Raw genomic sequence first — 25,493 nt, forward strand, 5'->3', positions numbered from 1 at the left:
GACTACATCCCTGCACTTAATTCATTGTAAAGGCTAAGCAGCGCCTGGGAATGAACCTGTGGCGTGTAGCGCTGCAAAAATGTCTGTCTGGCTTTTTTACCCATCTCTTCAAGCAACAGTGGTTGTGCTAGCATCTTATTGAGTTGTCCCGCCAGTATCTGCCAGTCGGCACTCTCTATCCATTCACCGTTATATCCCGGTTGAACCAGTTCCATCAATGCCCCTTTTTTACTCACCAATGCCGGCGTGCCATGGGCAAAGGCCTCCATAACAACATTGCCAAAGGTTTCAGCTACACCAGACGGCGCAATCAACAATGCTGCACCTTGGTATAATTCACTGAGGTAATGCTGCTCAACCTGACCAACAAAGCGAATACGCTCAGGTATGTCTGCTGTGGGTCGATTGGCTCCAGCGACAACCAGTGGATATTCAACGTGTCGCCAGGCATGCAATAGATTATCCAAGCCTTTTTCGGCAGATTCACGCCCAACAAACAGCGCATAATCCCGTGCCCCATTGGCTTTATTGTGATCGGCCTTTGACGTCGAAGGATAAAAATGCGGCAACACCCGCAGCTTATCGGCAGCAAACCCCACTTTAATAAAGTGTTTACGCACATAATCAGAGGGACAGATAAAACAATCGACTTGTTTGTGCCAGGTTCCCAGCACGCGGTGGCTTTCAATCATAGTGCCGACAGCCAGGCTCGCCAATATTGAATTCTGATAACTGGCCTGCCAGCATTGTGACAAAGTATGCGCGACAGAATATCGGGCGTCACCCTCTGGCAACATGGCGGATGGTGTCAGACAGCGAAAATTGTGCAGAGTCAGTACCGTTTTCATCCCCAAGGCTTTCGCCTGATAAAAAACCGCCGGCGACAACTGAGGAAAAAAGTTATGCACATGCAATATATCGCCCTTCTGCGCTTGCATGGCAATTAACTGCTGCTTGCCGCCACATCGCCAACTGGCCTGCCAGCCCAGACGTGCTTTTTCCAAAAGGCTGCTGGTTGCCGGGTTATATTGATACCAGGGGATCAGCTCAATACCGGCATCGCGCAGCAACTGCGCTTCGCGTTCTACTACCACATCTTCCCCACCACGGCGGCTGTAAAAGCAATGAGCCTGAAAGACTTTCATGGCTGATTCCGAGGTTGCAGACAGGCCTGAATACCGGCAGCAAATTTGCTGACCATAGCGTCAATACTGTACTTTTCACTGCTTAAATAAGCGTTATGGCACTGTTGTGTATAGCGGTCTTTATCCATTAGTAATGCCGCTGTCGCATCACACAGCGCCTGCGCATCAGGTTCAACTAATTGGCCATTCACATTTGGCTCAAGGTAGGCAATTTCCGGACTGTGATATGGCAGATCGCAAGTTATATAGGGTAAACCTGCGGCAAAAGCATCAAGAATGGCCAGCCCGGTAAGGCCCGGATTCATTACCAGTGCTGCCTCGGCGTAGGCACGCGCTTTGTCCTTGCCAAAACAGGGCCCGCGATAATCAAGCCATGCTCTGGGGGTCATCAAATGCGCCAAAGGGCCATGGCCTAAAACAATCAGTTTTTGCAAAATACCCTGTGCGAATAATCGCTCAGCAGTGTCCAGCAACAAATCCAGGCGTTTCTGTTCATATAGCGCGCCGCAGTACAGCAATGTACCGGATTGTTGTGTACCGGTTTGCCGTAGCGCAGCAACCTGCCGGGCAAATTCATACGTATCAATACTATTATTTAGTGCACTGACCTGCCCGGCTGGCATACCAGCCTGCTCAACATGCTCTGCGACTTTTGCGGTATAAGCAAAGAACCAGTCAGCTTTGTTGATTAGCCGGGACTTCAGTTTGTCGCGCCAACCATAGTGTTGCCCCTGATGATGAAAACCATGCCCCCACCAGGCCAGCCTGGTCCGGCTGGAAAAGCGCCGCCGCAGCAACAGCCAGTAATTTAGCAAATGACGATTGGCCTGTTCGACTATCACTAAGTCGTATTGATTCAGATTGCTTACCCGATGCAGTGTTATGCGGCCAAACCGCAGCACGGGGATCAACCGGTAGAAATCAGCAGGCGGCTCAAGACAATTGTCCTGTTTAAGTTGCTCGTTTTTATCTGGCCTGGCAAAGGCCACCGTGAGTTGAATATCAGCCGCCGCCAGTTTATCGTGCAAGCGTGTAAATAGCGGCACACGATATTGTTTTAATACATCCTGGATAATTAATACCTGGTACATCAGCGGCTTCCCACTTTGCCGCCGTGCAAATCGGCGGGCTTCTTGCCGCGCCACCACAACCATAAGCGGGGAAACAGCTTGCGCACCAACGCCTTAAGCCACAACAGCGGCCAAATGGCGCCACCATGTCGACGAACAAACAACATCCACTCATCCACCGGCACAAACTTTCCCGGATGATTCAGTAATGTCAGCCGGGTCGATAAAGGCAAGGATGCATCAAACACTGAATTAAGCTTGGAATTTGACGCGCAACGGCCAAAATACCCTGGTGCCACATACAATGCTAAACCGGCCTTTTTTAAGCGAAGACCATAGTCAAAATCCCCCAGCGCATGGGTGAAGGCTTTGTCCAGCAAGCCGATAGCAGCAAAGGCCTGGCGGGGAATCAGACACAAATTGCCATTGATGAAATCGCATTGCTGACTTTGTGCCTGCGGTTGCAAAAGCGCGCCGAAACCAAGGGGGTGCCAGGCGCGTAGCGAACGTCGACCGCCGTAACTCACCTTATCGGCATCCGGCTCCTGCATGCTGCCAACCAATGCACCCGGGCATTCGGGCAGTTCAACAAAGGCTTGCCACAACCTGTGCAGGGCATCCGGATATAATTGCACATCATCGTTCAGCCACAGATATGCGTCATAATCCTGCTGACTGGCCTGTTGCCACACATACCGCATAGCGCCATTCCAATACAGACTGCCGCTGCCCTGATGCAATTTCACCCAGGGATACTGTTCCTGCACCGCTGACGACGTGCCATCAGTACTGCCATCATCCAGTAAATAAATGTCCAGTTGCAGACCAACGGGTAACTGCTGGGTTTGCAGGGATGCCAGACAGGCCAGGGTTTTTGCCTTGCGGTTAAAGCAACAGATCAGTACCGCCAGCGTCTTCATAACTGCGGCTCCGTGCTTTGCTGTGGCTTTATTCTGGTCAGATAAAAGGGGTAAAGGTAAAGCAAAATAACCAGTTCACCGGCCAACAGGGCAAATAAACTGGCCACCGCACTCACTTGCCAGACCAGTAATGCTGCGACAGGCAAGGTGACCAGTGCAGCGGTTGCACAAGCTTTGGCCAGCAGTGCAAAGTTATCACTGGCCTGCGCAACGGTTGCCGGCGCTTGCCGGATACTACGCAAGAACATGATACAGCCCCACAGTAAACATAGCGTCAGCATGGTGTGCTGCTCATCTGCAGACCATAAACCGTGCTCCGGAAAATACAGCAATAGCGCAACCAACAGGGTGTTTCCCGCCCAGCTGAGTAACGACCAACGTGCCAATTGGCGGGCCGCCAGACCAGACAATGTTGCCGGGGATGCATTTAATAAACTCGCCAACCTGGGACGTTCATACATTGCCAGTGCCCCCTGAACCACCAGTACCGGTCGATACAGCAGCGTTGCCGCCGCAATAGGGGCAAAGGCAGCCGGACCAGCCAGTAAACTGATGATATAGCTATGGCCGTTTGCGGTGGCTTCCAGACTCAACGCCCCCACCAGCGCGGCCTTGCCCTGATTACGGATACCAAGATTAACCGTCTGCAATTCGCGGTCTTGCATCGATAACAGCAACTGGCGCATATGCTCCCAACCTAAGGCGATGATGCCAGCTAACAATGATACCCAGCAGACCATCAGCACCTGGGTCAGACTAATGTTGTCGCTGAACCACAACCAGAGCGCACCGAGCAGCATAAAAAATGCGGTTACCCAGTCGCTGCGCATACTGGCAAGAGGTCTGACACTCAGGCAGTAACTGCGGCCAAACCAGCGAATCACCCCCAACAAGACTAAGGTTCCGGCGTGCCAGAATATCTCTGCAGGCAAATCCAGTGCGTATACAAGTGCGACCTGGCCCAGCGTTAGCAGTAATGCCAGCAGCAGATTAGCCAGAAAGAAACCACGCAATGCCAGTGGTGGGATCACAGGCTGATTTAAAAAAATCAACAAGGGGGCACCTAACAGCGCGTTGGTTATGCCGTAGGCGAGACCAGCCGACACCTGCAACATGGCAAAACTGCCAAATTCTGATGTCAGACCATTGCTCAATAACAGTAAGGATAAAACCAGATTAGCCACCGCCAACGCGGCACTGGAAGAAACATTCAGTAGACGACGCCATCCTGGCCATAGGCTGTTTATCAACAACTTAACATCCATCATTTGTAGTAATAAGCCAGGCCAGTTTTGAACAGGATATCAGCACGAAACCGCACGCATGGAAACGCTATCACTGCACATCACGTCAGGCGAGAATTTACCCGCCAAGATAGCATGAATTAGCAAATGAATCAGCAGGTACCTGCACTGACAACCAGCCTCCTGCTGGTTGCCAAATATGGTCCTGTTCATCGGGTTGTTAACAGCGCTAAAAACGTAAGGCTTTGACCCAACCGATAACCAGCGATAAAGTACTGAGACTTAGTATAAAAAACACCCACCAGGATGACCTCGCGATGTTGGGCGGCTGGTATAACGCGCATTTTGATGATCTCGACAAAAGTCGCTTGCAAGCTAAAGCCGCCCGTTTAGGTCTGGTGCTAAGCACTCATTCGTTGCTTAGCGGCGAGTTGCAACTGCTGGACAATGCCGATCTGGAACTGGCCACACAAGATCTGTTGCTACTCAAAGCGCAAGGTAAGTTGCTGCTGCTAAGTTGCCAGCCAGATGGTCATCATCCATTAATATGTCAGGCCCCTACTCAGGCCATTTTTTATCCCGCCAAGCTACAATCTCAACTAACACCAAGCCCCCTGCCAGCAGCTCTTTCGCCGCTGCGTAGCCTGCAGACGTTAGCCCGCGTAACCGGCAAACTCGAGCAATGGCTACTGCAGGACGACTGGCAGAAAACCTGCGGCAGTCTGATGATTTTGCACTTGGACTTGCCTGAACCGCTGATGTTCGTCCAAGTCCTGCCCTGCCGCGGTTTTTCACGCTGCGAAACCTTACTGGAGCAATGGGTACTTGGACAGTTTAGCGAAACAACTGCCAGCAAGGCATTTTCCCTGGCAAGTCATTGCAGTGAACATCCTCTGGTGACAGCCAGGAGTGCGCTGGCGGTCCCGACCAATCAAACGGATCTTGGCGCGTTGGCGAAAAGCTGGCTGGCAGCCTCAGTGAATATGGCATTTGCCAATATCCAGGGTATACAACAGGACCGGGACACCGAATATCTGCATCAATTCCGGGTGAATCTGCGCAAAAGCCGCAGCGTGTTATCGCTACTGAAAGGGGGATTCGCCGGGCCCCAGCAAAAGGCCCTGGCAGCGCAGTTGCGCACTCTGATGAACCGCACCAATGAACTCAGGGATCTGGACGTGCATCTACTGGCAGAAGACAGATACCGCGAAAACTTACCTGACAATATAAAGCCTCAGGCCGACAAATTAGTGCAAAGATTGCGCAGCAAACGTCAGCGCGCTTACCGCCACTTGTCCAGCATGTTGGCATCTAAGGCCTTTCAACGCCAAACACAACAGATTGAGCAGGATATAGCTGATTTACCCTCAGGACCCAAAGCGCACAAAGCCGCACTGGACGTTGGCCGTAAAAAATTACTGAAGCAAGTGCAGCGCATTATTCAACTGGCTCTACAACTTAGCTTTGATGCGAGCGACCAACAAATTCACAACCTGCGCCTGGCCTGTAAGAAGGCCCGTTACCTGGCCGAGTTTTTTCTGCCAGGGCTGGAAAATCAAGCAGTCGGGCACCTGGCCAAAACCCTGAAAAAGCTCACCACCCTGCTGGGCGATTTTAATGACCAGTGTGTGCAACAACAGGAACTTAATAACTGGCTGTTGCAAGAGCAACAGCAGGTCCCCTCCGACCATAGCTATATTGCCTATTTACAGTTGTTGTGTGAGCACTGCGAAGACAAAAAACAACAGGCCAGAAACAAAATCATCAGGCAGTTGCAAAAACAGCTGACAGCCGCCAACCAACAACAGCTACTAAACGCATTAAGGAAGACCATATGAAGATTATTGCCTGCTACAGCAATAAAGGCGGGGTAGGAAAAACCGCCAGTTCCGCCAATTTGGCCCACCTGATGGCCCAGGCCGGACATAAAGTTCTGCTGTGTGATCTGGATCCTCAGGGCGCATCGTCATTCTACTTTCGCCTGAAACCGGCCAAGAAGCTTAGCGAAGACAGCTTTTTTACCGACCAGGACAAGCTGCTTAAAGCAATAAAAGGCAGTGATTATGACAATCTGGATGTGTTACCGGCCAATATGGATTTTCGCGATTTCGATATCTTTTTATCGCGTATGGCAAAAGGTCATAGTGCATTAAAAAAAGCCCTGAAAAGCGTGAAAAAGGAGTACGACTTTCTGCTACTGGACTGCCCACCCACTATTTCCATGTTGTCGGAGTCGGTATTCAGTTGCGCCGACTGGGTGCTGGTGCCGGTAATCCCCAGCACCTTATCGGAACGCACACTGGAACAATTGCTGGATTTCTTCACCCAGCACCAACTGGAAAAGCACAAAATCCTGGCATTTTTCTCCATGGTGCAAGTGAGTAAGAAACTACACCTGGAAACCATGCAACGCCTTAACGAACAACATGGGGACCTGCTGCTCAGCACCTTTATTCCGTTTTCGTCCCATATTGAACGCATGGGCGTACACAGGGCACCAGCTACGGATTTTGCCAAAGGCACCCCTGCCGCCCAGCATTATCTGGATTTATGGCGGGAACTGGCTAAACGCTTTAGTTAATTCACGTGGATGCTAAGCAAGGTTTAGCTGCCAGGACACGCCAAAGCGGTCATTCAACCAGGCAAAACGGCGGCTAAACCCATAGTTATCAAGCGGCATCAGTGTTGCGCCATGTTCGCTCAAGCGCTCATAGACACGGGTAATTTCCGCTTCAGATTCACATTCCACAGCCAGCGACATAGCTGGGGTAAAGCCAAACTGATGATCCAATGCGCTGTCCATTGCCAGCACCTCGGTGGAGCCGATGTGAAAGCGAGCCAGTTTAACGCTGCCCTCGCGCTCAGGGCCACCCGCTTCATGATATTGAATATCGTCAACAGCCGAGTCAGCGAACAACGACGTATAGAATTCGATAGCCTGCTGCGCCTTACCGGCTTGCTCCCCAACAAACAACAGGCAGGTAGTTATGGACTTCATACGATCTCCTTACAGTTTACGCTTGGCTTTTGTAACACAGCTGGCCGGCCGAAAATGCAACAGATTGATCGGCAGTAACCAAGCTTATGCCATTCGTATCGACGGCAACTTTAATGCCATCACGCTTCGTTCCGTACCCAGACAACATCCTCCCTATCCCGCCATCGATAAGGTGGTGAAAACGCAATCTGTCTATACACATCAAAATATCCAGGGCACGTTGGGAATGAACTTTTTACAGTTAACCGCGTAAAGACTAGCGAGGAGGTCACTTTTTATGGCTATAACAGTAGAGCAGTTGCAACACCAGGGTAAAATCGAGCTGGTGATTGTTCATTCGATTAGTTGGTCGTTGTATCAATTGTCCATTGTGGTAAATGGGCAGAATCATTGGTTGGTTGATGCCCAAGGTCAAGCGGTCTGCTCACACAATATACTTGATTTGCAAAGGCTGTTTGAAGGTATTCAGGTCGGCCAAATGCGCCTTCAGCATCAAAGTGCTTATGATGAGATGATTGGGCAGCCCACCAGAAGCAGCAATTTGCTGGATGTGCCACTTGGCAATAACAAGTTGTATTAGGAGCTAACTGCCTATTGGATTTGTGTTTTTATTTAAGTCCAGCGCTCAGAACAACCCCATCTGACTGCTGGCCAGATCGTCAAAGTTCAGGCCAACAAACGGCAGGATCCCTTCTGCCACCGGTCTGAGCTGCTTTTCCACATAGTGGTCGTAGTCTATGGGGCTACGCTGATATTCCACTGGCTGTGGGCCGTCGGTACTGATGACATAGCTCACCCAGCCCTTATGTTGATATTGCAGCGGTTTGCCCAAGGCGTGGTTTTGCTCATCGGCTAACCTAGCGGCTCTGGCATGGGGCGGCACGTTTTTAATATAACGGGCCAATGGCCGGCGCAGGCGCTTACGATAAACGAGCTGCGTATCCAGCCTGCCACTGCGGGTATCATCTATGATGCCACGAATATAACCGGCCACATCTTCACCAGCAAACACCCGCCGGTATAGCTCGTGCTGAAATTCCCGGGCCAGCGCCGTCCAGTCGGAGCGCACCGACTCCAGCCCTTTAAAGATAAGTTTGTCACCGTCAGCAGTGGCCTTCAGTCCGGCATAACGTTTCTTGCTACCCAATTCCGAGCCGCGGATGGTGGGCATTAGAAAACGTTTGTAGTGGGTTTCAAACTCAATTTCCAGGTGGCAATCCAGTTGCAAATCATCGCGAAGTTGGTCCTGCCAGCGCTGATTAATCATCGCCTCCAGCCGCTGCCCTATATCTGTCGCCTGCGCATCGTCCACCTTGTCCCCCAACCACACAAAGGTGGAGTCGGTGTCACCATAGATAACCTGATAACCTTCGGCTTCAATCCATTTGGCGGTGGTTTGCATAATTTCATGGCCACGCAGGGTAATCGAACTGGCCAGGCGGGTATCGTAAAAACGGCAGCCTCCCGATCCCAGCACGCCGTAAAATGAATTCATCAGAATTTTAATTGCCTGGGAGCGGGCTGCGTCTTTCTGTTTTTTAGCTTCATCCCGTTGGCGCCATAAAGCAGCGATGATATCCGGCAGGAAGTGTTTATCACGGGAAAAGAGCGCACCACGAAAACCTGGGATGGCATTTTGCTGTTCCTGCAAACCTTCCACCAGGCCCATGGGGTCAATCTTAAAAGTACGGATAATCGAAGGGTACAGACTTTTAAAATCCAGCACTAATACATGACGATACAGGCCCGGTCTGGAGTTCATCACATAGCCGCCGGGGCTGGCCAGCCCGCCACCGTCCGGCAGGTTGGGGGCGATATAGCCAGCCCGGTGCAATTTAGGCAGATAGACATTGGTAAAGGCCGCCACCGAACCCCCGCTTCTGTCCAGCTCCAGGCCAGTTAACTGACTGCGAAGTCGCAAAAAGTCCAGCAAACGGGTATGGGCAAAAATGTCCAGGACCAGTTGGCAATCCTGCAGGTTGTATTTGGCCAGCTTAACCTTGTTGTGAAGAAAATCATGCTTGATGGTAGCCAGGCGATCTTCCACATTTTCGGTATCTTTACCTTTGCCCAACAGGCTTTGCGCGACAAACTCCAGGCTAAAACTGTCAAACTGATAAGTAGCCGTTTTCAGCGCATCGATACCGTCAATCACAACCCGCCCGGCCATACCGACAAAGCCCTGATTTGCTTCGCGTCCATCGCGCCAGGTGGCAACACTGCCACCCCGCCCCATCGCCAATTTAACCCCCAACAATTCGGCTCTTTGGATCAGCAGCTTAAAATCAAAATTCACCACCGCCCAGCCGACAAATAAGTCCGGGTCGTAGCGCAGCACTTCGTCAATCAGTGCCAACAACAGGGCTTTTTCATCTTCTACCCAGCGGATCCAGTCTGGCCCAGGCTCAGCATTGCCTCGCATAATCACGCAGTGAAAGTCATCCGCCGCCAGCCCCACTGAATACAGCTCGCCCTTGTCACTGCATTCAATATCCAGCGACAACAGCCGGAAATCTGGTTGATAGTCTGCCGCCCTGATCCGTGCCTGCTCAACCTGTTGAAAACCCAAACGCTGAGTTTGCACACCAGTGAAGGCCAGGCTGCCATAAGCAAAGCGCTCCATCAGATAGCGATCAGCCAGACGAATATCATCTTCCAGGCAAAGTACATTTGCGTCTTTGAGTATGTCTCTGGCCTGATACAAGCTTTGCTGGGAAGAAAAGTACAGTGCCGTAACCGCATTGCCAGTAAAAGTTTTCATTGATAAATCGCGAGAAGAGAAGTTCACTGCGGCGCGCTGCAACAACTCACTGGCCTGGTTTATATCCTGCTGTTGGACAAAGAAAACCGGCTGTTGAGGTTCACTCAGTAATCGTACAGGACCTTGATCTGTGGCCAGCCAAAGCTCGAGGACAACACCGTTAGAATGTTCGAAATGATTGCGGGTCAGCACAAACCCGGAAGTGGCACTGGACAAAAAATGCTCTCATGAAATATCGGCGGCCAGCTAGCAGCCCGGATAAGATAACGATACCAATGAAGCCGTAACCAGCCAAAGTCATTTATTCATAATCTGCAAAATCCTATGTAAAAGATAAAGGGTCATGATGAGCATTGAACCTTTATCTGTCTGCGAGTAGGCTTGCCGATGAGCCTTTATCCTGGTTGCTGCCAATGCCCATTCTGCTTTTGCTGCTGTTGTTTTCGCCTTTTCTGTCGGCACAAATGACCCAGACCGATATGGATTACATATGGATCACACCCGACCCGCCGGGCAAAACCCATAAAAACATTAACGAACTGGGCACTAAAACCGCCACCTTCCAGTTATTGGCAGATGCGGCTCCGGATAAGAGTTATTTTGTACTGATCGCCAATACCAGTCGTGCCATACAAATGTTGGAGGAAATGGACAATGCCTGTGCAGGCAATAAAGTGCGCTCCAGCGACAGAGTGGATAAGTTTCCCGTCACCCGGCTGCCCCAGACCCTGTTTCCAGGCTTGCATCTGTATGTGAATAAGCGTAACAAGCTGGCCGATCAGCTCACACAGATACAGCAAGACAAAGGCACCATTCATATCACTGATGTACTGGAACTGGTTGGTGAAAAACAGTTTGGGCTGGTCGGCGGCAGAAGCTATGGCGACCAGCTTGATAGCCAATTTAAACAACCTAAGTGGCAAACTAAGTTCTGGACCCGTACCAGCGCCGATATGGCAGCGGGTATGCTGGATATGCTGCTGCAAGGGCGGGTATCCGCAGTGATGGAATACCCTAACAGCGCCTTTCATTACAGCCGCCAGTTGGATCTGGATCAGGATCTGATCAGCTTTAAAGTGGCAGAAGCCCCGCAGCAGGCGCAAGGTTTTATCTTTTGTTCCAACAGCGCCAAAGGCCGTTTGCTGGTAGCCTTTTTTGATACCTTAATCAGCCGGGTAAGTAAGCAGCGAGCTTATCTGGATGCGCATTTAAACTGGATGCCTAGCATGGACAAACAGCACTTTATTGAATTCTATAACCAGGTGTACGGCACGGCATTTCAGTTATCAGACAGCACTGACTGAGCCATTAAACAGGCCAGCCAGCAGCAACGTTACTTTCAGATCATGAGCCGCTGGTTGCCAGATCACCAAAAAGGCCGTCTGCTGGAATACTACAACCAGCAGTACGGCACGCAATTTAAAGCTGATTAATTTGCTGACAGTTCAAAGCGCAATTCGCCGCCCGCCAGTAACTGCTTGTGAGTTAACACCGGACTGGACAAACGTTCTCCGTTTAACCATACAGCTTGCACCCAACCTTCGCCCTGCTTCACAACGCGCAGAGTGTTGCCTGCGGGTAACGCCAAAGACGCTTGGCTAAACTGCGGCGTCCCCAGCACATATTCCCCGCCCACCGGATTGAGTGGATAGAAGCCCAGTGCACTGAACACGTACCAGGCCGACATTTGTCCCAGGTCGTCATTGCCGGCCAGGCCATCGGGCTGAGCCAAGTACATAGTGTCACGGATTTCTTTAATCCTGGCTTCACCTTTGTGCTTATCCTGAGTAAACGCATACAAGTAAGCCACATGATGAACCGGCTCATTGCCATGGGCATACTGACCAATCAGGCCGGAAATATCTGGTGATACATCACCCTGCATCTCAGAACTGGTGGCAAACAGCTCGTCCAGCTTGGCCACAAAAGGTTGTTCACCACCAAAGAGTTCAATCAGCCCGGGCACATCATGGGGCACAAAGAAGCTGTATTGCCAGGCGTTAGCTTCGGTGTAGTCGGTATTGCGGTGTTCCACATAGGTCGGATTAAAGGGCGTAACCCATTGACCTTGCTTGTCTTTGCCGCGCATAAAGCCGGTACTGGCATCAAACAGGGTGCGATAGCTCTGCGCTCTTTGGCTGAATAGTTGGTAGTCGGCCTGCTTATTCAGAGCCTTGGCCATCTGCGCAATAGCCCAGTCGTCAAAAGCATATTCCAGGGTTTTGGACACCGCTTCCACTTCCAGGTCAGAGGGTACGTAACCATACTGACGATAAAAATCGATACCGAATCTGTCCTGCATGGCCGACGCTTTAATCGCCGCCATAATATGCTCAGGATCGGCGCTGGTCAGGCCTTTCAGATAGGCGTCCACTATGACCGGCACCGCATGGTAGCCAATCATTACATCGGTTTCATTGGACATCAGATCCCAGGTGGGCAGCAAACCTGTCTCGTCATAAAAGCCCAGCATGGACTTAACCATATCATCAACTTTCTCCGGATTACTTAAGGTCAACAGCGGATGCAAAGCACGGAAGGTGTCCCACAGGGAAAACAGCGAATAACGCCGATAGTCTTTGTCTCTGTGCACGGCACCATCAGCACCAAAGAAGGCGCCATCCACGTCATAAAATACCTGTGGCGCCACAAAGGCATGGTACAAGGCCGTGTAAAACTTGGTTTTATTAGTGTTGTCGTTATCCTGTATCTGGAATTTGCCTAACTGCTGTGCCCAGGCCTGGCTGGCTTGCCATTTAACTTGCGCAAAATCCTTGTCTGCCGTTTCGGCCTCAAGATTGGCTTTGGCACCGGCAATACTGGTATAAGACAGCGCTATTTTGGCTTCCAGAGCCTGTTTGGGTTTGCCGAAGTTCAGCACAATCTGGCCTTTTTCAGCTTGTAGCTGATCGCCTTTTAACGCCTGGTTGTCATTAAATAACTGATGGGCAAAAGGCTGATTAAAGCTGGCCACAAAGTAGATGGGTTGATTCTTGGCCCAGCCGGTGGACAGGCGGTAACCGCTCAGTGTGTAGTTATCTTCCACCTTCAGAAAGGTCACGACTGGCTTGTCATAGTTCTGTGCATAGCCCAGATCCACCAGCAATTTGGCATCCTGTTCGCCTTCAAACTGATAGCGGTGTACACCCGTTCTGGTGGTGGCGGTCAGTTCAGCCTGCACTTTTTCCTCGGGCAAATACAGGCTGTAGTAGCCTGGTTCGGCGGTTTCACGCTCATGCCCGTAAGTGGTAAAAATCCGCCCTTTGTCATCCCTGGCCCGTGCCTGGTAGTCACCCCGAAACGGCATCACCAGCACATCCAGCATATCTCCTACGCCGGTACCGGAAAGATGGGTGTGACTAAAACCCAGTAGAATGTTATCGGAATAATGATAGCCCGACGTCCAGTCCCAGCCCTTGGATGGATTATCCGGGCTAAGCTGCACCATGCCAAAGGGCACCAAAGCGCCTGGGAATGTATGGCCATGGCCACCGGTACCAATAAAGGGGTCGACATAATCCAGCACCTGCCTCACAGGTTCAACCTTTGCTTCAGCTACCTGCGAGTTAGAGGAGGCACATCCCAATAGCGACATCAGGGGTAAGGCCGCCAGGCCATAAATCAGGTTTTTCTTTTTCATTAATCTTTCAACTTATCTAACCAGTTTTTCTTCAGGAACCAGGAGGTCAGCACGGCCAGCAGTAATGCCACGGCCATTTCTGTCCATTGTTGGATTACCAGGTAAATGGGCAGCGCCACTAAACAGATTTGCCAGGCCATCCCCACCAGAATATTGACCATATCGCGCCCAGGATGGGTGTCGGGGTCAAAATCCGCGTCGGCGGCCAGCACGTTATCGCGCACCGGCCCCCAAACACCCCAGGGGCGCACCTGACGATAGAAGTCACACAACACCTGCTCCTGTTCAGGTTGGGTCATTAAGGTACCTATAATGGAGCCGGCCAGACTGATGGCCAGTAGCACAGGGAAGGCAAATAACGGATGAGTGCCAGGCATCAGTAGCGGCAAACACAAAGACGCCAGCAAGCCACTGATCATGCCCCAGAAATAGCCGTAGGCATTAAAACGCCACCAGTGCCATTTCAGTAAGTTGGCCGCCGCATAGCCGCCAAACAGGGCGCCGAAAATCCACTGCATAATGTCATTGATGCTGGACAGCATCAGGCCAAACCCTATGCCTACCACCACCAAAACCAGCGATACCAGATAGCTGACACGCACATAGGTACCTTTGTCGGCATCCGGGCGGAAATAGCGCTTGTAGATGTCATTAACAAAATACACAGGTGCGGCATTTAACGACGCCGCCAGGGTCGACATAAAGGCCGCCAGTAACCCGGCAATCAGCAAACCGGTTAACCCTACCGGTACAAAATTGTTGATGGCATAAGGCAGTATTTGCTCAAAATCAAACGCGCCACCCTGCGCCTGAATCTCCGGGCCCATATATACCAGCGCCAGCACCGTAAGCCCGGCCACCATCATGTAGCGGGGAAAGAACATCACCAACGACACCAGGCCACTCATCTTGGCCGCTTCCTTGGGCGAGCGGGTCGCCAGGATCCGCTGCATATCGTAGTTGGGCACCGGGCCAGCCATAGAGAACAGCACGCCCTTAAACAACATCATCATCACCATCAGGCCAATCAATTCCAGGCTGTCAGACTGGATCTTGTCGTTAACGCTGTCTATCAGGCCCTGCCAGTTAAGCTCCAGTTGCCAGCCAAACCAGATATTGTCCCAACCCGGCGGCGTAGCGGCCTGAATTTGCTCAGGGCTAACCAGATTAATGGCGATAATCCCCACCGCCACGGCGGCCACCGTCATAATCACAAACTGCATCACTTCGGTGAACACCACCGAGTACATACCGCCTTTGATCACATACAGGGTGGTCACGGCAAAAATAATCAGTGCATAGGTATCGGGGGAGAGCTGCCAGGGAAAGAAAATCGCGGCAAATTTACCTATGCCTTTAAAGGCATAGGCAATAAAGCCAATAGCACTAACAATAGCGAAAATCACCACCACCAGTTGGCAAAGCTCAGCGCCTTTACCTGTGCCAAAGCGGGTTTGCAGCCACTGGGCACCGGTCATCACGTTGGAGCGGCGCAGCCAAACCGACAAATACACCATCAGGAAAACCTGATTAAAGATGGGCCACACCCAGGGCAGCCAGGCACTTTTCAATCCATACACAAAACACATGGACACCAGCCACATGGTACCGGCAATATCGAACATCCCCGAAGCGTTGGACACACCCAATGCCCACCAGGGAATCTCCTTACCCGCCAGAAAATAGGCATTCATATCCCGGCTGGCCAGTTTGGAAATATAGATACCCAGTGCCAGGGTACCGGCCAGGTAGATACCGATTACCAGCAAATCCAGCCAGGACAGACTCATTGCTCTTCCTCCTTGTACAGAGACTGATAGTGAGCACTTAGTTTTTCAATATCAGAGACCTGCCAATCGGGTAGTTCCAGATAAAGGCATTTGCTTTGGCCTGGCAGTAAATCAAAGAAATTATCCGACAGATTACCTGGCGCACCAGCAATCTCGATATGGCATTGACGCACCAAAGTATCAGCCGTCAGGGTCAGATTCAGCCTTTCGCTTTCAATCCCGGTAGTCAGAGTCATATTGGGCCGTTGTAACTCTTGTAGCTTGCTGGGCACAAAATAATACAGGCTGTCGGTCAGCAATTGCCCCTGCGCGTCCAGCAATCTGCCCTGTAACACCAGTTGTTCAGCCCGCTGGCCATTTAACAGTGTGGCTTTATCCAGCAGCGCCAGTTGTGTACTGGTGTTTTTTGGCGTATCCAGTGTTTGCTGTTGTTGCCAGATAACTTGCCCGTCAAAATCCATCAGCGTCAGTTCCAAACTAGCCCTGATAGAATGCAAGCGATCACTAACCAAACGTACTCTGATGTCACCTTTATGCTCATCCAGTACCAGTAAATCGGTACGGAAGCTGCGCCTGGCCTGATAATGCAGGGCTTTCCACCGCCCGTAATAATCAATGCCGGACCAGGAAGCAGCCGGCCAGGTGTCATTTAACTGCCAGTACAAGGTTCCCATACAAAACGGCCGGGCAGCGCGGTGTGCTTCAAAGGCCAGTTTCAGGCCTTCAGCCTGTTGCACCTGACTTAAAAACAGCAAACGCGGGAAGTTTTCCGGCGCGCTGTATTCCTGTTCCATATAACTGCGGATCAGGCTATTACCACGCGGATGTTTCTGGTGCACCCGCAATACCTCTGAGTCCAGTTGCCAGTCCTGCGGCTCGGTGAAGCGGGTCATGGACGATGCCAGCGGGAAAGACTGAAAACCAAACTCACTCATAAAACGCGGAATGCGTTTCTGATATTCACTAAAAGGCTCTTCACCGTGCCAAACCCCCCAGTAATGGTGATTGCCCATATGGTCCATATCTTCTTCCCAAAAACCTATAGGGGAAGAACGTAGGTAAAAACGTCCCGCATCAAATTGCGCTACCGCGTCGGGCAGGCATTGATCAAACAGGCGGATATAGTCATCTTTGAGGCGGCTGTAGAGGCTATCGCTGTAGCCAAACTTATCCGGCCATTGCCAGTGCTTGATGGCCATATCCACTTCATTGTTGCCGCACCACAACGCCAGACAGGGGTGATTGCGCAAGCGTTTGATGTTGTATTCGGCTTCTTCCTGCACATTGGCCACAAAGGCGTCATCGGCGGGGTACAGTGAACAGGCAAACATAAAGTCCTGCCAAATCAGAATGCCGTTTTCATCGGCCAGGCGGTAAAATTCATCGTCCTGATAAATGCCGCCGCCCCACACCCGCAGCATATTCATATTGGCCGCCACCACGGCGGCTAAATCCGCCTGATGCCGCTGGGCGGTCATCTGATGAATAAAGCTGTCACCGGGAATATAGTTTGCGCCTTTCATAAATACCGGCTGGCCGTTCACCTTAAGGTAAAACGACAGACCCATTTCATCCGGCTGATTAACCACTTCCAGGGTACGCAGCCCCACCCGTTGGTGATGGGTATCCACCATCTCATCGCCATCCAGCAGGCTGAATTCAAAGTCATACAGAAACGCCTCCCCCAGACCATTGGGCCACCACAACCTGGGATTATCCAGACTGAAGCCCACTTGATGCACAGATTGGCCTTTATCCAGCAAAACTGAACATTGCTGGTTTAGTTCCGGGGCTTGCCGGCAGCGTACCTGTAGTGTCAATTGCTGTTGCTGCTGCGCCTCTGCTTGCAAGGCAAAGCTGAATTCGGCTTTTTCACTGCTAAGCTGATGCTGAATAAACTGCGCATCGGCAATTCTGGCGCTCTGAACACCCTGCAGGGAAATACTGCGCCAGATGCCGCTGGTAACAAAACGCGGCCCCCAGTCCCAGCCAAAATGGCAGGGTGCCTTGCGGCAATAGACGCTGAGTTTCTCTTCTGACTTGTCATTTTCAGCCGGGTAGGCAAACCCCGCTTGCAGAAAAGCAGGCATGGTTTCATTAATGGGCGAACGAAAGCGCACTTCCAGTAAGTTTTCACCTTCAATGAGCAAAGATTTGCACGATATGCGCTGTCCGACGAACATATTGCGACCTTCGGCCAGCTTGTGACCATTCAGGTACAACTCGCAGAACGTGTCCAGCCCCTCGGCCACCAACTGAATATCGGCGTTTTGCCACCAATCGCGGCCCAGATTGAAACGTTTCTGGTAGTGCCAGTCTTGCCGCTCAATCCATTGCAAGTGACTTTCATTGTCACGATAGAACGGATCGTCTATCAGGCCGTTGGCCAGCAAATCGGTAAAATTGCAGCCCGGCACAGTGGCTGGCAGCCATTGCTCACTGCTGGCCTGACGAAATTGCCAGTCGCCACATAAATCAAGAAAAACGCTGCCGGGCTTGGATAAATTGCTAGTCATAATGCTCTTTGAAAATAAATGAATGGTTCCCAACCGGGATACAACTAATTAGCCGGCCCACAGCGGGCCGTCATCTCTGCCACCCTGGCCTGACTGACCCTGCCTTCTTCCAGCAGGGCCGAATAGCTATGCACTGACCAGCACTGGCCTAATGGCGCCAGGTGTTCGTATACCTGGGCAAGGTTGTGTAGGTGAATACCGCCACCGGCCACCACCTCAATACGGTCTTTGGCCTGGGCAATGTAATCGCCTAATCTTTGCAGTCCTGCCGTCACTCCCTGCCGGCTATCCCAGGGCGCTCCTGCACTCAGAATGCGCCTGACCCCAAGGTCAATCAGCTGTTCCAACGCAACCTCGGGACGGCGCAGGGCATCAAAGGCGCGATGAAAGGTGACTGGCAGGGAAAGTTGATGGGCCAGGTCCACCAGGCGTTTAAGGGGACCCAGATCCAACTCAGCCTCTGCGTTGAGCAGGCCAAACACCACACCGTCGGCACCACATTCAGCAGCCTGGTACAGGCTTTCCTGCATCTGCAGTAGATCTTGCATGGCGTAGCAAAAGTCACCACCACGGGGACGGATCATCACCAACATGCCAGGCACATCAGCAAAGGCGTCGCGGGCAATGTGCATCGCTTCAACACTGGGGGTCAGGCCGTCTAGCTGCATCTGCCCGCACAGTTCAATACGCACAGCGCCGCCTTGTCGGGCCGCCTGAACGTCCCGTTCCAGGTTTTGCAGGTCATCGGCGTTTACGCAGACTTCCAGCCCGATCATGGCAATAACTCCAGATGACCAAGATAAGCTTGCAGCGGTTGCCCGCCGTCGGTCTGCAAACCTATGGCGGTCAGCTTTTTACCGGCCAGCTCAGCCAGCTCAAATCGCTGTGTGGCCCAATTAGTGGAGCTTTTAATCGCCAGCGTCATGCTCTGACCGTCGGCCGTTTGCAGACTCAAGGCTAGTCCCTGCGCATCGCCTTTAGTCACCAGCTTAAGGCGGGTGGAGGAGGTCATCATCAGTTCGGTGGCAAATAGCCGCGCCTGCCCTGCCATACCTTTGTCAGCTTGAATAGCAAGGCTGCTGCCGCCAGCAAAGACCTGATCGAAATCAAAGTGAAGTGACAATGGCCCGTTATGGGCAAACTGCCAGGTGGGCAACAGATCCTGGCGGCTCATATCTGTCCAGGGACCACCACGCTTGTCGCCATTTTCCATCCAGACCTTGCCTTGCCCGGTATTGAAGCTGGTCACAAGGGGTAAGGCCGTGATCGTCGACTTCACCGGCAAATAAGCGCCAATTCCTTTCCAGCCATCTTTATCGAGGCTGGCCAGATTCAGGTCATCACCGGCAAATAAACGTACTTCGCTGGCATAGAAGGCGGCCTCATCCTGGGCATCATTATCAAACTGACTGAACGCCGGGGTGTGCGCTTCACCATCAAAGTTGTAATTTACATTAGGTGCAAACAGGGCAATGGACGCCAGAGCCTGGCCATCTTCAAACAACCAATCCAGCCATTGATAACGGCTGAACGCGCGCTGGGCATTGCGGCTTGGCCAAAGGTCAGCGCCTACGTATACATCAAATGGACTGCGGCCGATCTCTCTGGCCTTAGCGACCGAGGATTGCACCATCTGCTGATTCCACCAGTAATTCAGAAAGATGGCATCAGAGGAGCGTACCTGGTCTTGCAGAAATGCCTGATTGTTATCATTCAACTGGTTTTGCCAACGCACCTCGCCGCTGGCCAGCATTGAGTCGTACCAGTGAATCTCCATGCCCTGCGGAGCATTGGCTGTCAGGTACTGCATAAACGCCAGCATGCGGCTGGCAAGCTCACGGCCGCGCTGAGGGTCACGCTGGTCTTTCACTAACTGATTATCGGCATCTTTTACCGCAGTCAGGTCGGTTTCCTGATTAATCAACCAACCGTCAAAACCATAGAATGAGGCAATTTCAATCAGTTTATCGGCCAGGATAAAACGCCCCTGGCTGTCCTGTTCAAGCAGCGCTGCCACGGTATCCGCGTTACCGCCCCACTGGGCCACGCCAAGAAATACCGAACCTATAACCTTTACACCATTTTTATGCGCAGTATCCACCCAGGGCCGGGCCGGGATCTGCACCGTCAAATCAGCCGTACCGGCAAACCAGTTCAGTACATCTATCTGTGACCAATGGGTAAAGTTATACAAATTAAACTGTGGCTGGGCGCGCAGGTAATTAGCGAAATTATTCATGCCATCGGGGGCGTACAAGACTTTTGCAGCGGAACCCTGCTGGCCAGGTAGTGGTGCGCTGAAACGCCGTGCCAGAGCCACATTCGAGACATTATCGCGACTGGCGGTGGCCGCCTCGGGTGACCAGTTGCGGGTTTGCTCAATGGTCAGGGCAAAGGGTGGCTGACTGGACTGAATGCTGGCCAGCGGCTCGGCACTCACAGGTAAATAAGCACAGTACATCAGGGCTAACAACCCCCCTAACAAAGCCTTTGTCTTCACGCCTTATCTCCCAGCAGGCTCTTACCATCGATAAGTTGTGCACCACTTTGCTGCTGTACTGCATAGTTAAAGCCACTCTGAATACAATAGGCGCCATATTCGCCGCGTTTATTCAGAGCCAGAAAACCCACCTGAAACTGGGCATAGTCACCAAGTTTTTTAGCAATGCGCAGTACCGCCTGACGACAGGCTTCTTCCGGGCTGGCCCCCTGACGCATCAGTTCCACCACTAAATGGCAACCCACGGTTTTAATCATCAGTTCGCCCATACCCGTGGCGGTAGCAGCACCGACCTCATTGTCTACATACAAACCGGCGCCGATCAGTGGCGAATCGCCAACCCGGCCGTGCATCTTATACGCCGCACCACTGGTAGTGCAGGCACCGCTTAGGTTGCCGTCACTGTCCAGCGCCAGCATGCCGATGGTGTCGTGATTTTCAATATTGATCATCTGCACCTGCTGATCCTGCAGCCACTGTTGCCAGTCGGCCCTGGATTCAGCGGTCAGCAGGTCTTCTTCAATAAAGCCCTGCTGCAAGGCAAATTGCTTGGCCCCTTCCCCTACCAGCATCACATGCGGGGTGTTTTCCATGACCTTACGTGCCACCGAAATGGGGTGTTTGATATCCTGCAAAAAGGCCACCGAACCGCAGTTCATATGTTCGTCCATAATGCAGGCATCCAGGGTCACCTTGCCTTCCCGGTCGGGATAACCGCCCAGTCCGACTGTACGCACTTTTGGGTCCGCTTCTGGTATCCGCACTCCGGCTTCCACCGCATCCAATGCACGGCCACCGGTTTTTAACACGTCCCAGGCCGCCTGATTGGCAGGCATACCATGTTCCCAGGTGGAAACCACGATGGGCTTGTTGATCTTAGCTGCGGCTCTGGCCGCTTTGGGCAGCAAAAAACTCAGGGCACCAGTGAGGGCCGATAGCTTCAGAAAATCCCGTCTTGAGCTCATGACTTATCCTTTGTGACCAATGCATGTTGTTGTCTGGCATATAACAAAGCACCCTGCTGAGGACTGGCCAGGGCCGTGTTAATGGTGGCAAGTAACTGCGGATCCAGCCAGGGCTTAATACGTTCGGTAATACCGCCAATCATGGCCAGACGGGTGACACCGGTGGCCAGCAAACGTCGGATCACCTGATTAATAAAAGCCGCTCCTTGCTGGATTAAGCCAAGACTGACTTTGTCGCCGATATCAGCCTGCTCGAATACCAGCGGCGCCAGTTTGGCGTAGTCTGTGGCAGTGGCATGCATAAAGTCTTCCGCCAGCTCAGTAGCACTGCGCCCCATTAGCAGCGCCTGGGTCAAACTGGTAGATAAGCCCACACCGTCCACATCCAGCAGCACGGCTTTAACCGCTTCAAGGCCAAACCATGAGCCGCTGCAGGTGGCATTAATAGGAAAGCCATAGCCTCCAACCTGAGTGAGCTTACCCTTGCATGAGGCTAGCGAGCTGAACCCCGTACCCAGAATAATCACGCCACCATCCATACCCTGATGTGCCCCCAGTGCGGCGGCATGCAAATCCGTGGTCAGATACAAAGCTGCAAAGGGGTGTTGCCATTTCTGCATAGCTTCCTGCATACGGGGCAAATGCAAGCCGGCCAGTCCCCCACCCACGACAATGTTGCTCAGATCACTGCTTGCCAATCCGGCTTCATCCAATGCCTGGTGGGTCGCGGTCAGAATGGAATCGATACTTTGTTGCAATCCATACACAGGGTTGGCGGGTCCACCTTGGCCTTGTCCAAGCAGGTTGCCACGGGCATCCTGGAGCATCGCCCGGCAATGGCTGCCACCACCGTCAATACCCATATAAAGGGCGCTTTGATGCTGTTGTTTTGGGTCTTTCACACTTACCTCGTTCATGTTTGGTGGCCCCTTTCGTAACAACAAAGTCCGGGCCGTATTTCTACCCTACCAAACATTTTGCCGCAGCGGGTTGTCGGCCCGTGCGGCAATCATGCAAGGCTGGCCGATACCTATCGGCCGCCATCGGCTTTTACAGATCGGGACCGATAAGTTCGATCTCAGCTATCTGCATCAGGGTGTCATCACCTTTGTTTTTGGTGATATTGATACGATAGGTGTTGAAAGCAAAACCATTGCCCATTTCAAACAGCTTACGCTCATAACGATTGTCCCAGGATTCACCAATCCAGCTACCCAGACGGGTCCAGGTCACACCGCCGTCGTTTGAGCCTTCAATATTGAAGTTCTCAGGGTCGCGGGCGTCGGCGTCATTGGCACTGGTAATGGCGATACTGCTGACGATTTTGGCCTGTGGCAGGTCCACCTGCACCCAAGATGGGTCCTCTTCGGAAGGTGCGCCTTTCCATTCATTGTGATCCAGCCATTTGGTGTTGATATCGTCGTCAAAGGCCATGCTTTCCGCTTCAGCATCACCGATACGATTTCTGGCACTGAATACCGCACCAGCTGCTGCGGAGTGATCAACAGACTGATATTGTGGACCAATCAACTCAATCTCAGCCACTTGCATCAGCGTATCATCACCCTTGTTCTTAGTGATGTTCAGACGGTAATGGCTAAAGCCCAGGTCGTTACTGAAGGGGAACAGACGACGTTCAAAACGCTCGTCGAAACCTTCACCAATCCAACTACCCAGAGTCACCCAGTTTTCACCATCGTCAGAGGCTTGCAGGTTAAAGTTCTCCGGGTCACGGGCATCGGCATCATTGGCGCTGACCAGTGCCAGCTTGTTAACCGCCACCGGCGTTGGGAATTGCACGGCTATCCAGGAAGGTGCTTCCTCACTGGGCGCGCCCTTCCATTCATTGTGGTCCAGCCATTTGGTTTCGACATCACCGTCCATAGCCATTTGACCGGCCTCGGTATCACTAATGGCATTACGGAAGGTCACCACTTTGCCGTCCATCAGGGCATGGTTCAGATCAGGCAGTTTAGGCCCAACCAGACCAATTTCGGCAATCTGCATCAGGGTGTCGTCACCTTTGTTTTTGGTGATATTCAGCTTATAGGAGCTGAATGCCAGGCTGTTGGCCACACTGAACTGACGACGCTGGTAACGCTCATCAAAGCTTTCACCGATCCATTCAGACAGAGTGATCCAGTTTTCACCGTCATTAGAGCCTTGCAGGTTGAAGTTTTCAGGGTCACGGGCATCAGCGTCATTGGCGCTGGTGATAACCAGGGTATCTACCGCCTTTGGCTCAGGCAGATCAACCTGCACCCAGGAAGGGTCTTCCACCGAAGGCGCACCTTTCCAGTCATTGTGATCCAACCACTTGGTTTCGATATTGTTATCAAACGCCATGGTTTCGGCTTCTGCATCACCAATGCGGTTACGGGCCGTGATGGTGGTAATGCCCACCGGATCAGTATGGTCGGCGCTGGTATAGATAGGCCCGACAAACTCCACCTCGGCAATTTGCATCAGGGTGTCATCACCTTTGTTTTTGGTGATATTCAGGCGGTAATGGGTAAATTCCAGACCGTTTACAAAACGGAATTCCTTACGCTCATAGCGCTCGTCAAAGGTTTCGCCAATAAACTCGGCCAGCGTTATCCAGCTTGTGCCATCGTTGGAGGCCAGCACCTGGAAATTTTCCGGGTCACGAGCCGGGGCATCGTTGGCACTGGTAATAAACAAACTGCTTACCGCTTGCGGCTGGGCAAATTGCACCTGTAACCAGGACGGGTCTTCAACGCTTGGCGCGCCTTTCCACTCATTATGATCCAGCCACTTGGTTTCGACATTGCCGTCAAACACCATGGCTTCGGCTTCGGCATCGCTGATACGATTGCGGCCAGTGATCACAGCTGAGGCCAGATTGGCCTCCGTAGTCACTTCCTGCACTGGACCTGAGCTGGTGTCGCTGTCCAAAAATGCCAGTGACAGATCAATCACGCTATCAGCGGTAAGTGATAACTTGTCTAAATAAGGTACCGCGCTGACAGACGCCAGCAGACGTTCACGAATAGGGGTTAGCGAACTCACGTCACCTTCAAGTGCCACGGCAACGGCATCGGTCACAGCCCCCATTAAGCCGCTGAAGCTTTCACCTTCACTCAGATGTGCAAAGGCCGCATTGGCCAGTGACAGCTTGATAATATCGCCGCTGACCAGGGTATCCACACAAACTTGCTCGGTAACAGGGTTACCTTCCGCGTCGGTGACAGGATTACCTTGGTCATCTACCTGCGCCACATCCTCACAACTTTCACCAGTAACAAAGTTGTCATAGGACTCAGCGCTTACCAGCTCAGTGCTGAAAACATTGGCTTTAGCACTGACACCCAACGCTTTAAGCAAAGTTTGAGAGTTGTCAGACAATGTCAGCTCGTATAACGGACGTACCGACACGTTGCGGCCGCCAGCCACCTGGTCGGCCACCAGCTTGGCAGCCATAGTTGTCAGCGCATTGGCCTGAAAACTGGCATCTGCCACACCATCAGAACCACTGGCATAGGGTACCTGCACATAGGTCAGGGTAGTAAACTTAGTTCCTTCCAGCGGTGCGCCGCTGAGTAAGTCACCCATGTCTACGCCGGCACAGCTAATGGCATCACACACCATACTGGCATTCGCATCAGCGGTAACATCCACTTTGAACATACCGTTGATGCCAAAACCTTGTTTGGCTTCAACGCTAAAACTAACCCGTCCGTCTGCACCGGTACGGCTTTCGGAACCCATATTGATTTCAGCGCCGTTCATTTGCGACACAGTCACCAAGGCATTGCTCAGGGTACCTTTCACCGCTGAACCGCTGATATCTGCCGAGGTATAGTCAATCTCAACGGGAATGTTGGTTGGTTCTGCTTCACCAGCGCCGCCACAGCCATACAGACCACTCATGGCCAGTGCTACCACTGCATATAACTTATTGTTGTTAAACTTTTTCATTGTTA

General features: G+C 52.0%; 19 protein-coding genes. 5 read left to right on the forward strand and 14 right to left on the reverse strand.

The window, feature by feature from the left end; genetic code table 11:
• Positions 1–2: 2 nt before the first annotated feature.
• The 4 genes from ABD028_RS00395 to ABD028_RS00410 are packed head-to-tail and all read right to left on the reverse strand — an operon-like array spanning position 3 to position 4,388.
• Entirely contained in the window at positions 3–1,145 is a 1,143-nt protein-coding gene (locus tag ABD028_RS00395; RefSeq protein ID WP_343840328.1) for a glycosyltransferase family 4 protein, read from the reverse strand.
• Positions 1,142–2,236, reverse strand: coding sequence for a glycosyltransferase family 4 protein (locus ABD028_RS00400; protein ID WP_343840330.1), 1,095 nt, complete (start codon positions 2,234–2,236; stop codon positions 1,142–1,144). The genes ABD028_RS00395 and ABD028_RS00400 overlap by 4 nt, the downstream gene beginning before the upstream one ends.
• Positions 2,236–3,135, reverse strand: a complete 900-nt coding sequence (locus ABD028_RS00405) for a glycosyltransferase family 2 protein (RefSeq protein ID WP_343840333.1) — start codon at positions 3,133–3,135, stop codon at positions 2,236–2,238. Before ABD028_RS00405 ends, ABD028_RS00400 begins: the two co-directional genes overlap by 1 nt.
• Positions 3,132–4,388, reverse strand: coding sequence for a hypothetical protein (locus ABD028_RS00410; protein ID WP_343840336.1), 1,257 nt, complete (start codon positions 4,386–4,388; stop codon positions 3,132–3,134). The genes ABD028_RS00405 and ABD028_RS00410 overlap by 4 nt, the downstream gene beginning before the upstream one ends.
• A gap of 308 nt (positions 4,389–4,696) precedes the next feature.
• On the opposite strand from ABD028_RS00410, the gene ABD028_RS00415 reads away from it, so the two are divergent.
• Both ABD028_RS00415 and ABD028_RS00420 read left to right on the forward strand, forming a co-directional pair.
• The gene (locus tag ABD028_RS00415) at positions 4,697–6,217 is read left to right on the forward strand and encodes a CHAD domain-containing protein (protein WP_343840339.1); all 1,521 of its coding nucleotides are present in this window, start codon (positions 4,697–4,699) and stop codon (positions 6,215–6,217) included.
• Positions 6,214–6,960, forward strand: a complete 747-nt coding sequence (locus ABD028_RS00420) for a ParA family protein (RefSeq protein ID WP_102796372.1) — start codon at positions 6,214–6,216, stop codon at positions 6,958–6,960. Before ABD028_RS00415 ends, ABD028_RS00420 begins: the two co-directional genes overlap by 4 nt.
• A gap of 12 nt (positions 6,961–6,972) precedes the next feature.
• On the opposite strand, the gene ABD028_RS00425 is transcribed toward ABD028_RS00420, so the two are convergent.
• Positions 6,973–7,377 carry a VOC family protein gene (locus ABD028_RS00425; RefSeq protein ID WP_343840344.1) on the reverse strand — a complete coding sequence of 135 codons (405 nt, stop codon included), beginning with the start codon at positions 7,375–7,377 and terminating at the stop codon, positions 6,973–6,975.
• A gap of 64 nt (positions 7,378–7,441) precedes the next feature.
• Here ABD028_RS00425 and ABD028_RS00430 point away from each other — a divergent pair, with 64 nt between their 5' ends.
• Complete coding sequence (locus tag ABD028_RS00430; protein WP_343840348.1) at positions 7,442–7,630, forward strand: acetolactate decarboxylase; 189 nt, start codon at positions 7,442–7,444, stop codon at positions 7,628–7,630.
• Positions 7,631–7,654: 24 nt separating this feature from the next.
• Complete coding sequence (locus ABD028_RS00435) at positions 7,655–7,957, forward strand: DUF6482 family protein (protein ID WP_343840352.1); 303 nt, start codon at positions 7,655–7,657, stop codon at positions 7,955–7,957.
• Between the two features lie 45 nt (positions 7,958–8,002).
• Here the strand turns inward: ABD028_RS00435 and ABD028_RS00440 are convergent, their stop codons facing one another.
• On the reverse strand, positions 8,003–10,354 hold the full coding sequence (locus tag ABD028_RS00440; RefSeq protein ID WP_343840355.1) for a DNA polymerase II: 2,352 nt from the start codon (positions 10,352–10,354) through the stop codon (positions 8,003–8,005).
• Positions 10,355–10,551: 197 nt separating this feature from the next.
• On the opposite strand from ABD028_RS00440, the gene ABD028_RS00445 reads away from it, so the two are divergent.
• Positions 10,552–11,442: a hypothetical protein gene (locus ABD028_RS00445; RefSeq protein ID WP_343840358.1), complete on the forward strand. Its 891-nt coding sequence runs from the start codon at positions 10,552–10,554 to the stop codon at positions 11,440–11,442.
• Between the two features lie 125 nt (positions 11,443–11,567).
• On the opposite strand, the gene ABD028_RS00450 is transcribed toward ABD028_RS00445, so the two are convergent.
• The 8 genes from ABD028_RS00450 to ABD028_RS00485 form a co-directional block, all read right to left on the reverse strand.
• Complete coding sequence (locus tag ABD028_RS00450; protein ID WP_343840361.1) at positions 11,568–13,778, reverse strand: GH92 family glycosyl hydrolase; 2,211 nt, start codon at positions 13,776–13,778, stop codon at positions 11,568–11,570.
• Positions 13,778–15,568: a sodium:solute symporter family protein gene (locus ABD028_RS00455; RefSeq protein ID WP_343840367.1), complete on the reverse strand. Its 1,791-nt coding sequence runs from the start codon at positions 15,566–15,568 to the stop codon at positions 13,778–13,780. Before ABD028_RS00455 ends, ABD028_RS00450 begins: the two co-directional genes overlap by 1 nt.
• On the reverse strand, positions 15,565–18,084 hold the full coding sequence (locus tag ABD028_RS00460) for a beta-mannosidase (protein ID WP_343840373.1): 2,520 nt from the start codon (positions 18,082–18,084) through the stop codon (positions 15,565–15,567). The genes ABD028_RS00455 and ABD028_RS00460 overlap by 4 nt, the downstream gene beginning before the upstream one ends.
• Before the next feature lie 44 nt (positions 18,085–18,128).
• The gene (locus ABD028_RS00465) at positions 18,129–18,860 is read right to left on the reverse strand and encodes a copper homeostasis protein CutC (RefSeq protein ID WP_343840377.1); all 732 of its coding nucleotides are present in this window, start codon (positions 18,858–18,860) and stop codon (positions 18,129–18,131) included.
• The gene (locus tag ABD028_RS00470; RefSeq protein ID WP_343840380.1) at positions 18,857–20,584 is read right to left on the reverse strand and encodes an endo-beta-N-acetylglucosaminidase; all 1,728 of its coding nucleotides are present in this window, start codon (positions 20,582–20,584) and stop codon (positions 18,857–18,859) included. Before ABD028_RS00470 ends, ABD028_RS00465 begins: the two co-directional genes overlap by 4 nt.
• Entirely contained in the window at positions 20,581–21,549 is a 969-nt protein-coding gene (locus tag ABD028_RS00475) for a glycosylasparaginase (RefSeq protein WP_102796382.1), read from the reverse strand. The genes ABD028_RS00470 and ABD028_RS00475 overlap by 4 nt, the downstream gene beginning before the upstream one ends.
• Entirely contained in the window at positions 21,546–22,466 is a 921-nt protein-coding gene (locus ABD028_RS00480) for a glucosamine kinase nucleotide-binding domain-containing protein (protein ID WP_343840386.1), read from the reverse strand. Before ABD028_RS00480 ends, ABD028_RS00475 begins: the two co-directional genes overlap by 4 nt.
• A 133-nt stretch (positions 22,467–22,599) precedes the next feature.
• On the reverse strand, positions 22,600–25,488 hold the full coding sequence (locus ABD028_RS00485) for a discoidin domain-containing protein (RefSeq protein ID WP_343840388.1): 2,889 nt from the start codon (positions 25,486–25,488) through the stop codon (positions 22,600–22,602).
• Positions 25,489–25,493 lie beyond the last annotated feature (5 nt).

It is taken from the genome of Bowmanella denitrificans (assembly GCF_039522935.1).
Lineage (GTDB): Bacteria > Pseudomonadota > Gammaproteobacteria > Enterobacterales > Alteromonadaceae > Bowmanella > Bowmanella denitrificans.